At 67.6% G+C, this 12,090-nt stretch carries 8 protein-coding genes; 2 read left to right on the top strand and 6 right to left on the bottom strand.

Features of this window, described 5'->3' with window-relative positions; translation table 11 throughout:
* The 4 genes from RWR81_RS10250 to RWR81_RS10235 form a co-directional block, all read right to left on the bottom strand.
* The coding region (locus tag RWR81_RS10250) for a nucleotide sugar dehydrogenase (RefSeq protein ID WP_314457456.1) at positions 1-901 on the bottom strand (901 nt) is incomplete at its 3' end.
* Positions 902-1,030: 129 nt separating this feature from the next.
* The gene (locus RWR81_RS10245; RefSeq protein WP_314457454.1) at positions 1,031-3,235 is read right to left on the bottom strand and encodes a DUF6541 family protein; all 2,205 of its coding nucleotides are present in this window, start codon (positions 3,233-3,235) and stop codon (positions 1,031-1,033) included.
* On the bottom strand, positions 3,232-4,503 hold the full coding sequence (locus RWR81_RS10240) for a glycosyltransferase (RefSeq protein ID WP_314457452.1): 1,272 nt from the start codon (positions 4,501-4,503) through the stop codon (positions 3,232-3,234). Before RWR81_RS10240 ends, RWR81_RS10245 begins: the two co-directional genes overlap by 4 nt.
* Complete coding sequence (locus RWR81_RS10235) at positions 4,500-5,687, bottom strand: glycosyltransferase (RefSeq protein ID WP_314457450.1); 1,188 nt, start codon at positions 5,685-5,687, stop codon at positions 4,500-4,502. The genes RWR81_RS10240 and RWR81_RS10235 overlap by 4 nt, the downstream gene beginning before the upstream one ends.
* 304 nt (positions 5,688-5,991) lie before the next feature.
* On the opposite strand from RWR81_RS10235, the gene RWR81_RS10230 reads away from it, so the two are divergent.
* Complete coding sequence (locus RWR81_RS10230) at positions 5,992-7,710, top strand: asparagine synthase-related protein (protein WP_314457448.1); 1,719 nt, start codon at positions 5,992-5,994, stop codon at positions 7,708-7,710.
* Between the two features lie 53 nt (positions 7,711-7,763).
* Here RWR81_RS10230 and RWR81_RS10225 read toward each other — a convergent pair whose 3' ends face one another.
* Positions 7,764-8,897, bottom strand: coding sequence for a glycosyltransferase (locus RWR81_RS10225; RefSeq protein WP_314457446.1), 1,134 nt, complete (start codon positions 8,895-8,897; stop codon positions 7,764-7,766).
* A 313-nt stretch (positions 8,898-9,210) separates the two neighbouring features.
* On the opposite strand from RWR81_RS10225, the gene wecB reads away from it, so the two are divergent.
* A complete protein-coding gene (wecB, locus tag RWR81_RS10220) occupies positions 9,211-10,293 on the top strand; it encodes a non-hydrolyzing UDP-N-acetylglucosamine 2-epimerase (protein ID WP_314457444.1) in 1,083 nt (360 codons plus the stop codon).
* A 147-nt stretch (positions 10,294-10,440) separates the two neighbouring features.
* Here wecB and RWR81_RS10215 read toward each other — a convergent pair whose 3' ends face one another.
* Positions 10,441-11,940, bottom strand: coding sequence for a hypothetical protein (locus tag RWR81_RS10215; RefSeq protein ID WP_314457443.1), 1,500 nt, complete (start codon positions 11,938-11,940; stop codon positions 10,441-10,443).
* Positions 11,941-12,090 lie beyond the last annotated feature (150 nt).

The following is a 12,090-nucleotide window of genomic DNA, read 5'->3' as shown; positions in this document are numbered from 1 at the left end:
AGGTGCGGGCGGTGCGCACCACCGAGGCGTCGGGGTCGGTGGACAGGTACAGGCGCGGATAGACCGGGATGCAGTGCCCGCCCACCGCGATGCCGGGGCGGTGGATGTGGGAGTAGGGCTGGGAGTTGCAGGCCTCGATGACGCGCTCGATGTCGAAGCCGGCCTTGTCGGCGTAGACGGCGAACTGGTTGGCCAGGCCGATGTTGACGTCGCGGTAGGTGGTCTCGGCGAGCTTGGCCATCTCGGCGGCCTCGGCGGTGCCCATGTCCCACACGCCGTTGGGGCGGGACAGGTCGTCGCGCTCGTCGAAGTCGAGGACGGACTCGTAGAAGGCGATGCCGGCCTGGGTGCCGGCCTCGTCCAGACCGCCCACGAGCTTGGGGTAGCGGCGCAGGTCGGCGAAGACGCGGCCGGTGAGGACCCGCTCGGGGCTGAAGACGAGGTGGAAGTCCGTCCCTTCCTTCAGACCGCTGATCTCCTCGATCATGGGCTTGAAGCGGCCCCGCAGGGTGCCCACGGGCAGGGTGGTCTCGTAGGAGATGAGGGTGTTGGGGGTCAGGTGGGCGGCCAGGGAGCGGGTGGCGTCATCCATCCAGGTGAAGTCCGGCTCCCAGGTGGCGTCGTCGACGAACAGCGGCACGACGAGCACGATCGCGTCGGCGTCGGGGATGGCCTCGGCGTAGTCGGTGGTGGCGCGCAGGGCGCCGTTGCCGGTAGCAGGACTCAGTGCGGCGAGCTTCTCGGCCAGGTGGGCCTCGCCGGGGAAGGGCTCGGTTCCGGCGTTGACGGCCTCGACGACGGCGGGGTTGACGTCGACTCCGATGACCTCGTGGCCCTTGTCTGCGTACTGGACGGCCAGGGGCAGTCCGATCTTGCCCAGGGCGACGACGGCGATGCGCATGCGGGTTGGTCCTTCCGTGGCTTCAGGCGTGGCGGGTCCACCATACTCGTTCGTTCGTGCTGCCCGGCCGGCGGCCGGGCGTCGTCCCTCACTCCTGCCCGACTCCCCAACGCCGCCGGACGCCGCGCCCTACTGCTCGCCGGAGGGCCAGCACAGGTCGATGCGGTAGACGGCCGCGGAACCGCCCTGGTCAACGAGGGTGAACCCGTAGGAGAGGTCGACGCCGTACAGACCCGGGCGCAGCGTCTGATTGTCCACACCGTTGAAGCGCTGCGGCTCGTCGCTGTAGAAGTGGGTGATGCGGTGGCGCCGCACGATCTCGCACACCTGCGGGTCAAAGTGGAGATCGCGGAAGTGGGTGCGCAGGTAGAGGCCATCGGCGTCACTGTCCGCCTGCCCCGCGAACATCCACACCGAGCTGAGTCCGGCCATGAAGGGGAGCATGGCGGTGCCCGCCACGGGATCGCCCAGCACGTAGGCGTCCGGGGGGAGCTCGGTGCCCAGGCGCTTGATCATGGCCAGCTCGTCATTCAGGGCCACCAGTCGGGACTGCCCGTACTTCGGGGAGAAGGCCCCCCTCACATCCGCCCTGACCGCCGTCATGCTGCTGGCGACGCCCAGGACCAGGACGAGTGCGCCGACCACGACGGGACTGCTCATGATGAGCCGGGCGACCGGGACCCGCCCGGTCGGGGTCTCGGGCCGATGCGGCTCAGCACCCTCAGCGATCTTGTCGGCGCCCCCGGCGACACGCCTGGTCCGCCGATGCCGCCATGCCAGGAACCGCCCCGTCAAGGCATCCAGTCCGAGCGTGACGAGCAGGAGCGCGGGGACCACCGTCATGGCCTTGATCCGGTGCGGGTTGTTGTAGAACACCCCCGTCAGGGCCGACAGGACCGGGATCGGGGCCAGTGCCGCCAGAATGAGCGCCATGCAGGCGATCCAGGACACGACGATACCCCGGTGGTGCCTGCGCCGGTAGGCCAGCACCGCACCGAGCACGCTCAGGCAGGCCATGATGATGTAGGCGGCGCGGATCTCCCAGCCTCCTCCGCCGTAGTAGAGCAGGAAGGGGATGACCAGCTTGGCGAACAGCGGCTCCCAGCTGCGATCGGGCCGCCTGCCGAAGTGCGCCTGCTGCGGCCCGGGAGCCATGACGAAGACGGCGACCGCGAGGACGACGAGGACCGCGATGCTCAGCAGGATGATGCCACGTCGTCGGGCAACAGGATCCTGCCGGCGCAACCCCCTGATCCCCGCCAGGACGATGCCCATCCAGGCCACGGCCGCCAGGGGCCAGCCGATGATGACCGCAGTGGCCGGATGCGTGACGACCGACCCCATGACTGCGGCGACCGGAGCGGCCACGACGATGAGGGTGCGTCGTCGACGCCCCACAGTGATCAGCCACGTGGCGCGCCTCCAGGCGGCCACCGCCCACGCGACGGTGGCCGGGCACGCCGCCAGGGCCAGGGCGTAGGGCCACACGGCCGTGTCGGTCAGGAGCCGGATGGGGAAGATCGGGGTGAGCGCACCGGCTCCCAGGACCAGGTACACCGAGCCTCGGATCTCCGGGAGGATGACCCGGGCCAGGTAGGCCATGCCGATGAGCCACACCAGGGGCACCACGAGCAGCAGGGTGTTGGTCGCCGGCACCACCTGGTACCAGCCGACCGAGGAAAGGGTGACGATCGCGTGCCACACCATCGGATAGAAGGAGTGGTGGCCGTCCATCCCGAACATGCCCGCGTTGCCGTCGAGCATGGAGGCGTTGCCGGTGTGCTCGATGAGCCAGGCCTGGTTGTAGTGATAGAGGGAGTCGGCGGACTGGATCGGGATATCGGGCCCCGACCCGGGCAGCATCGGCAGGATCATGACGGCCCAGGCGATCAGGACGGCTGCCCACATCAGTCGCTGGGAACCGAGGATGGAACGGGTGTCGGGCATCTCGGGCTCGCCCGGGGCCCCCATGGCGCTCGAATAGGGGCTCGGTGCCGGCAGCCCGTGCGGAGCCGGTTCGGGAGCGAACCAGGTGCGCAGCGTCAGCACCTGCCCCTTGCGCCTGACCCACAGCCAGCGTCCCGCGGCAACCACCGCGGCACACAGGAGCAGGTAGGTGACGACGGTGGGCAGGTGCCACCACACCCCCAGGGCGCGGAAGACGACTCCCCCCAGCCCCATGAGCAGGAAGGTGAGGGCCGGGGCACAGGCGATGCGCGCCAGCCGGAACCGGGCACCCCCTGCGACCAGGAGCAGCCAGCCGGGCACGAAGGTCGCCACGAGCAGCGCCACCAGCAACGGCAGGACTGAGACCCAAGCCACGATCCAGGTCATGCGCCGCGCACCACCGTCCGCAGATGTCGCGCCACGGCCTCACCGGTGGCTCGCAGGGAGCGGTGATCGCGCACCCAGGCGTGCAGCCGACGGGCGCGGGACATCAGTGCCGTCCCGCGCCCGTCGACCTCGTCGGAGGCGTCCAGCCGGGTAATCCGCGCGGCCTCGTCGAGCGCCCGGCTCATCGCCCGGGCAACGTCGTCCTCGGTGTAGGCGGCCACCCAGCCCAGGTCGTGGGTGGCGAGGTCATCGACGACGGGACCCACTCCGGCGTAGACCACCGGGACGCCGCAGGCCAGGGCGGCCAGCACCTTGGTGGGGTAGGCGAAGTCGTATCCCTGGCCGGGGCGGATGGACACGAGGCTGGCGGCGGCGCCCCGCTGCCAGCGGGCGGCGTCGGGCGCATCCATGAGGCCGTGCATGACGACGGCCGGGGCACCGTCGTCGCCGGGCGGCAGGGTGGAGGCGACCCGGGCGATCTTGTCCCAGTCGGAGCCCTGCCCGATGTAGAGGACCTGGGCCTCCGGGTGGGTGCGCCGCACCTGCGCCAGGGCCGAGGCGAAGATATCCGCTCCCTGCCACTCCGAGGCCGTTCCGGCGTAGATGAGGTAGGGGCCGGTGATACCCAGCGCGGCGCGCTCCTCCTCGGTGGGGAGCGCGCCGGTGGGCTCGAAGACGTCGGTATCGATGCCGTTGGGCACCACCACCACGTTGCGGGCACCCAGGGTGCGGGCGCGCTCAGCGACCTCCTCATTGATGGCGATGACACATCGGGCGCCCCGCATCGCGTAGGACTCGGCGGCGCGCACCACCCGCACCACCGCGTTCGGGGCTCCGGTGGAGGCGGCGGCATCGGACCACACGTCGGGGGCGTACCAGACATAGGGCAGGCGCCGCAGGGCGCAGATGGTGCGCGCCACCACACCGGTGGTCGGCGGCGGCTCGACCAGGACGACGTCGGGCCGGGAGGCCACTCCCAGGCGCAGCGCCAGGGGAAGGTCGAAGGAGAGGTAGGGAAGGTAGCCGCGCAGGTAGCCGCTGGCGTCGCGCAGGGCCGGCCAGCGCGAGACGCGCACTCCCCGTGGGTCATCGACCTGCGGAGCGGGCCTCCCGTCACGTCCGGGCACGGTCGTGGTCAGGGCCCGCACCGGTACGCCGTGGCGGGCCAGGGCGCGCTCGACGCCATCGAGCCGGAAGGATGCGGCAGCGGCCTCGGGCAGGTGGATGCGGGTGGCCAGCAGCGCCCCGCCTCGTGGGAACCGGGTCATGGCTTCCTCTCTGTAGCGCCCAGGACCTGGACGACGGTGCGGGCCCGGGCCTGCCAGGTCTGGTCCGGCAGGACCTCACGCATGCGGCGTCGCACCGCCTCGATCTCCTCAGGAGCCTCCCGCAGGTGGCGCAGCAGGTCACTCAGCGCGCCGGCGTCGTAGCTCAGGACCCAACCGATCCCCATCTTCTCGACGAGACGGCCGGTCTGGGTCCCGCGCACGGCGATGACGGGCAGCTCGTGGGCCAGGTACTCATAGAGCTTGTAGGGGACCGCGAAGTCCCAGTAGGGGTTGGGCTCGGTGAACAGCACCCCGAGGTCGGCCCTGCGGTACAGGGGCTCCAGCTCCGCCCCAGAGCGGTGGACGACCTGAGCCCGGCCGGCCGGCAGGAGCGGGGCGTAGTGGTCGCGGCTGGTCTCCCAGGTCTCCTGGCGCACGCACAGGGTCACGCGGGTCCCGGGAGTGGCGCTCACGGCCCGCAGGCAGGCGTCGAGTCGGTAGTTGTCCTGCAGGACGCCGACGAACAGCAGCTCAAGCTCCTTGCCGTCCTCGTCCCCGCCGTCATCCCAGCCGTCGCTGTCGCGCCTGGTGGCGGCGACATCGGGCGCTCCGGGCGGCAGGGCGCTCATGCGGACCGGGTCCACGTGGGGAACGTGACGGGCCATGGCCTGACTGGGCAGGAAGAGGTGAAGACCCACCCTCTCGAAGGCCATGAGCTCACTGCGGTAGGCGGCCTGGAGCCCGGCTTCCAGAACCGGGTTGATGCCCTCGCGGAAACGGGGGAAGCGCCAGTAGACATCGCGGTAGAAGACGCCCACGGGCACTCCGGAGCGTCGGCAGTGACGGAAGAAGGCGGCGTCGAGCAGGGGGTGCACCGGCAGGTGACGCGGTTCGGTCAGGGCGTTGGGGATGGTCGCGTTCTCACTGTAGACGAACTCGATCCTGGCCCCGGCGGCGAGCGCGGCACGCACCCTGGTCATGGCCCGACGTCGCTGCGCGGCGTAGCCGGTGACGTTCATGACCCGGTAGCCGAGGTCGGCGAAGGCCCGGCGCATCGCCAGGGGACGTAACATGGAGGCGGCCACCCGGTCCGGCTGGAGGGGGAAGGGCGCGTGGAAGATCATGAGCCCGCCATCCGCACGGACGCTTCCGGCGCGACTCATGTCCTCGACGCCTGCGCTCATGACGTCACCTCCGTCTTGTGCTTGTGCCCCTGCGGCCCACAGTGGGCAGGACTTCCGGTCCGCGGGACGCTGAGAGCTCGACTCACGCCTCACGGGAACCGATGGGGCACCCCCTCTATTGTCGGGCAACACTGAGGCCCGATGGACCACGTCGGGCGTCTTCCGCGTCACGTGTCACGACTGTGACACACTGAGCGCCGGCAGGCCGTGCAGACGCACCGAGGCGCCGAGATCAATCGGTCGATCAAGGCCGGTCAGAGGATTTCTCAGAGCATTTCAAGAAATTAAGGAATTGAGGAGAACGGTGAGCGCTTTTGAGGTGGAGCTCCGGCTCACGAGTCCGCAGTGGCAGCAGACCGCGCCGTCGGACGACGTCACCGAGTCTCTGTGGATGCGTTGCGATGCGTTCTGTCACAATCCGACCGACCCGGATGTCCTGGCCGCCCACCCCGGGCGCCTGACCGCCGTGCAGGTCGACAGCACCGAGGTGGTCCTGGCCCAGGACCGGCTGCGGTCGTGGCCCCTGTTCTGGACCCTTCAAGACGGGGCCGACGGCGGCCGGCGGCTCGTTATCAGCGATGATGCCACCGCCATGCGCGCAGCCCTGAGCGATCCCCACCTGGATCCGCGAGCGCGCCGGGAGCTCCTGGACGCCGGTTTCGTCTCCGGAACCGACACGCTGCTGGCCGGCGTTCACCAGACCGAGCAGGGTGCGCTCGTGCGCATCGACCGCGCCACCGGCCGGGCCCGCACGGTCAACCACTCCCTGGCGCGCTTCTCCCAGGAGTCCGACATGGTCATCGACCCCGAGGAGTTCTCCGACCTGCTTCTGAAGGCGCTCGACGCCGTCATGGGGCGGGCCTTGGAGGACCTGGCTGCCCGGCCGGGCTCACCGCGGCTGGTGCTGCCCCTGTCGGGCGGACTGGACTCGCGGCTGCTGGTGGCGTGGCTGACGCTTCACGACGCACTGGACAGGGCGGTGGCCTTCACCTACGGGCGCCCCGGAACCCGGGAGGTCGAGGTCTCGCGGAAGGTGGCCGAGGCGGTGGGCCTGGAGTGGCACGCCGTTGACTACGTCCCAGCCGAGCTGCGCGAGGCCTGGCAGACGCAGGACGCAGCCGACTTCCTGGAGTACGGCTACGCCCTGGGGGCGCTGCCGCACGTGCAGGACTGGTACGCGCTGCGCAGTCTCCTGGAGCGCGGCGTGGTGCGTCCGGGCGACGTCGTCCTGCCGGGGCACACGATCGTGGGCAACATGCACGACGAGCACCTCCTGGAGGAACCACGCGTCACCCGCGGTCGGGTGGCCAGGGCGATCCTCATCCACCATCAGGAGCTCCAGGGGGACCAGCGGCGCGCCTATGCCGACCCCTACCGGGCCGCGAAGGTCCGCGACTTCCTGGCTCTGCGCCCCTTCACCGGCAGTCCGCGCGACGTGCAGAGCGTCCTGGAGTCATACAACGTCCGCGAGCGCCAGACCAAGTACATCAACAACTCCATGCGCGCCTATGAGCACCTGGGGCTGGAGTGGGCACTGCCCATGCTGGACGTGGAGTTCTGGGACGCCTGGCACCGCGGCGCCGTGGAGCTGACGGCCACACGCGACTTCTACGCGGTCTTCATCGGGCGCCTGTGGGCCCGGGCGACCGCACTGGCCGCCGGGGCCGGGGCGGAAGCCGCAGGCCGTGCCGCGGAGGCGGACCTGCCCTACTTCGCCGCCACCGAGGTCAGTGAGGAGACGCGTTCGCGACTCAAGACCGTGCTGTCGCGCCTGCGCCTGCTGGGCCTGGCCGAGCGGACCTTCTCGGCGTGGGCGACGCTGCACTCGACCATGGCCTTCGAGGCGTTCATCACCGATGCCTCCCTGCCGGTGGCCGCCGTCCAGCTCATGGGCGGGCGCAAGCTCCTGGGCTTCTGGACGCGCGCCTTCCTGAACGACGCCTGGTGCCGGAGGTGCCGGCTGTTCACCAACCTGCCCGTCGCGACTCCCGCCGAGCTGGGGGCGATGACCGCGGAGGAGTGAACCGGCCTTTTCTTCATAGACGACGCGGCTACGTGTCATCTATGAAGAAAACGTCAGTGTACGAGGAAATCGCCGGCGGCCTCCTCGTGGAGGCAGCGGTAGGCGGCGCCCACCTGGGCCGAGGAGAAGCGCTCCCCGATGGTGGCGGCGATGGCGGCCGCACCGCGGGGGGCGAGGCGCTCGACGGTCTCGACGACGGCGTCGGCCCACTGCCGGCTGTCGGCTCCCAGGGGCAGGACCGTGCCGTTGGCGTCGGTGACGTACTCGGACTGGCCTCCGGCGTCGGAGACGACGACGGGGCGCCCGCTCGTGATGGCCTCGGCCGCTGAGACGAAGAAGTTGTCTCCGCGGGTGGGACCGATGAAGACGTCGGCGCGGGCGAGCTCGGCGCGCACTCCGGTCGAGTCGAGGTTGCCGGTCAGGCGGGTGCGCTCGCCCAGAGCGGGGTCGGCGGCCAGACGCTCCTCGATGTCGGCGCGCAGCGGCCCCTCCCCCACGAAGGTCATCGTGGCCGAGATGCCCCGGGCGGTCAGCTCGGCCAGGACATCGAGGCAGGCCAGAGGATCCTTGCGCTCCACGAGTCCGCCGACGGTGACCATGTTGATGCTGCCGGCGTCCTTGCCGCCGGGTGGCTCGCTCACCGCATCCTGGGGCTCGACGATACAGGGGACGACCGCGGTGGGCAGGCCGCGCCGTAGGGCGCGGATCGGGGCGGCCAGGTACTCGCAGACGGCGGTCACCAGGTCGGGGCGGGCCAGGCCGTGGCCGACGACGGGGATCGCGGCGCGCAGGGCGGGGCCGAGTGTGTCGGGGTTGGTCAGGCCGGACCAGTGCTCGGTGTGCACCCAGGGCAGGGGCAGGGCGTGGGCGTGGTCCAGAGCCGTCAGCGGCAGGAGCGTGCTCATGGCCATGGAGTGCAGGACGTCGGTGCCCTTGAGCGCGGGACGCAGCCGATCGGCGGCCCGGGCGACGGACAGAGGATTGGAGGGCTTCATGGGGATGGACAGGACCCGCATGCCCTCCAGGACGCAGTGACGGGCGCCGTCGTCCTGGTGGGGCGGGACCAGGTGGATGATGCGCACGTCCTGTCCGGCGTCGCGGATCGCCGCGCTGTCGCGCAGGACGAAGGAACCCGAGCTGGGGGCCCGGTCAGTGGGGAGCCAGGTGGTGACGACGGTGACGCGCATGCCCCCATGCTAGGGCCTGCCGCGAGGTGGGAGCGTGGCCGTGTAGGGGCCTGACTCGGGGCACGCATTCGAGCTGCGTGATGGCTGCTGGCATCCCGTGAGGTCAGGTGGCACGTATCCACCTGAGGCCAACCCCCTGACCGACGACGGCGCCTGCGACGGGTCGTGTAGCGCCGGGCTTGATCGGCGCCGCCTCAGGTGGCCGGATGTGAGCGCTGGTTGCACAGCCCATACGGAGTCCCAACGCCCCCGCCACCGATCCGGGGAGGGGTGGACGACCGCGCACGGCCGCTGCGGCCCGTAGGATCGGCCCATGCGCGTTGTCTCCGTCGTCGGGGCCCGGCCCCAGTTCGTCAAGCTCGCCCCGGTCGCCCACGCCATGGCTGCGGCCGGGGTGGAGCACGTCATCATCCACACCGGGCAGCACTACGACCCGATGCTCTCCGATGTCTTCTTCACCGACCTGGGGATCCCGGCGCCCGGTATCCACTTGGGTGTGGGCTCGGGCGGGCACGGCGCCCAGACCGGGGCGATGCTCGCCGCGCTCGATGAGGCCCTGCCGCCCCTGTCCGCGGACTGGGTCCTGGTCTACGGGGACACGAACTCGACGCTGGCCGCGGCCCTGGCGGCCGTCAAGCTGCACATCCCGGTGGCCCACCTGGAGGCGGGGCTGCGCTCCTTCAACCGGGCCATGCCCGAGGAGATCAACCGGGTCCTGACCGACCACGCCGCGGACCTGCTCCTGACGCCCACCGCGGTGGGGGCCGAGCACCTGGCCGCCGAGGGACTGGCGAGCAGCACCGTCGTCGTCGGCGATGTCATGACCGATGTGCTCCTCCAGGTGCGCGACCGGGTCTCGGGCTCCCCCAGCCCGGTCATGGAGGAGCTCTCGCTGGCTGAGGGCTCCTACTCACTGGCCACGATCCACCGGGCCGAGAACACCGACGACGCCGAGCGCCTGAAGAGCATCCTGGACTCCCTGGCCCGGGTGGACCATCCCGTCGTCATCCTGGCTCACCCGCGCCTGGTGGCCAAGTGCGCCGAGCACGGCCTGGCCCTGGAGAGCCGGGGGTCGCTGCTGATTCATCCTCCGCTGGCCTATCCCGACCTCATCGCCTCGGCGCTTCATGCCCGCGGCGTCATCACCGACTCCGGCGGGTTGCAGAAGGAGGCGTTCCTGCTACGGGTGCCGTGCACCACGGTGCGCCCTCAGACCGAGTGGGTGGAGACGGTGGAGCTGGGGTGGAACCGGCTGGTCGAGCCCGGGGAGGCGCTGGTGGAGGCGGCCTCGCGGCCGCGCCCGGCCGAGCCCCCTCAGGTCGATGCGCATCCCTACGGCGACGGCCATGCCGCCGAGCGCGTCGTCGCGGAGCTCGCGGCCCACCTGCCCGGCTGACGGCCGGGTCCGACGGCGCACGGCAGGCACTCTCCCGGAGCACACCGGAGCCGGGCGACTGGGCCTGAGCTTCTGCACATCTTGAGAACTGCGATTCGTCTCGAGGACGTACTTTCATCATCGACGACTGCGGTCTGACAGCAGTCGTCAACGACAAAGCGCAGTCCTCGCGAGAGGAGTACGTTCCCACTCTCCCTGCTTGCCAGTGCAAGAGCCAGTATCCGGCACCGGAGGCAAGGTCACCTTCACCACTTCGGACAGATACTCCCTCAGATTCTTCTCCTCAACTTGACCACCATCTCTTTCACGTTTAATAACATAACCCTCAGGCACCACCAAACCGGCTGCAACAGACATTTTTTCCACAATCTTCCCCTCCCCTGAACAACCATAAGAACTCATTGTCTCCCTATCCTTCAGTAAAGCACGATCCACCAACACACACATAACACCCCACAACCCCATCCATCTTTCTACGGACAGCTTTGCTTCGGCGAGGCACGCACATAGACCTTTGTTTTCTCGCAAGGCCACGCCTTTCGTTCCCAAAAATGATGAAACAATTATTAGAAGAAACCAATAAACAAGTGAGACGGCAGAGATTATTCTGTAAACACACCCCAGAAGGCCGGAGAATAGAGAACCGTATGTAATCCAAGTCACCAGCGAGACAGCAAAAATGAATATACATGACAGCAACAACTCAAAAACCGCAGACTTTCCTTTTGATATAGTCCTGGATTTAAAATAAAGCACGAACAGAGGAGTAGCGCTCAACCAGAACGCTGCAGTCAGCAACCACAGTACAACAAAAAGAAGGTCCCACACACTCCCATCATCACGGAATGCTCGAAACGACATCACTATTATAGCAATAATAGCTGGAAGGGATTCTAAGAAAACGAATCCAATCGCAGTTTTCTTAGAAAAAAGAATCTTCAGAACATTTTTATTATCGACGACACTGTCGTCACTTCCGTTACGAATTCGCCATTCAGCATGGGTTACGACACGTTTTACGGCCCGAACATAACCACCAACCGCTTCAGCGTCGCCTTTCACAACGAACGCAGGCAGACTCGCAACTACAACATATAAAGCCAGGGATGTAAGGAAAAATACGAGACTCAATCCTTTCCACCCCCTGGCCCCCACCAAAAAACCATAGCATAATACTATAAAACCATAGGCGCCACACAGTAGCAAGAGGAGATTTCTTATCCAATTTTCCCGAACCATATCACACATCACTCGATGCAGCCACGCGCAATGCGCTTGCGAATCTTTGGGAAGGTCTTGCGAGCGCGATTCAAGACCTCGCAACATCAGGGCCAGCGTTACTATTGCCCCCAAAACAGCAAGCAGGCTCGACCGCGCCGAATTATACTCCCCATCTTCAACCTGTTTGAACAAAGCAACATATTGACTAAGAATACTAATAGGCCTCTCAGTAAACTCATCGCGAAAACCCGGCCTTATTACCAGATGCACCGTGACGGCCAGGTAGCACCACCAGACCGTCATTAAAGCAACTGGTTTCACATCATCCCAGAGCACTGCATTATAATTATATGCACCTACAGACCTGGAATCAGTATCCTGATTCAGTCCGATATTTTGAGAACCACTGCTATCACCACTGTCCATGCAAGAGTTATACTCTTGCATGGACAACTCCGTCAATCCTCGAGCAGACGAAAAATAGGTCGGTAGAACCCGCCTGCTGATTCAACTATTGAAATCGCCCTGAATTCAGCCCTCGAGGGCGATGAGGCCGTCGACGAATTCGCGGTACTG

It is taken from the genome of uncultured Actinomyces sp. (assembly GCF_963526355.1).
Lineage (GTDB): Bacteria > Actinomycetota > Actinomycetes > Actinomycetales > Actinomycetaceae > Actinomyces.
The sequence above is the reverse complement of the archived record's forward strand: the minus strand, read 5'-3'. Positions and strand labels throughout refer to the sequence as shown.

Coding starts and splice junctions, on each gene's coding strand:
- wecB (WP_314457444.1), top strand. CDS start 9,211: ATGCGCGTTGTCTCCGTCGTCGGGGCCCGGCCCCAGTTCGTCAAGCTC.
- RWR81_RS10245 (WP_314457454.1), bottom strand. CDS start 3,235: ATGACCTGGATCGTGGCTTGGGTCTCAGTCCTGCCGTTGCTGGTGGCG.
- RWR81_RS10235 (WP_314457450.1), bottom strand. CDS start 5,687: ATGAGCGCAGGCGTCGAGGACATGAGTCGCGCCGGAAGCGTCCGTGCG.
- RWR81_RS10215 (WP_314457443.1), bottom strand. CDS start 11,940: ATGGACAGTGGTGATAGCAGTGGTTCTCAAAATATCGGACTGAATCAG.
- RWR81_RS10225 (WP_314457446.1), bottom strand. CDS start 8,897: ATGCGCGTCACCGTCGTCACCACCTGGCTCCCCACTGACCGGGCCCCC.
- RWR81_RS10240 (WP_314457452.1), bottom strand. CDS start 4,503: ATGACCCGGTTCCCACGAGGCGGGGCGCTGCTGGCCACCCGCATCCAC.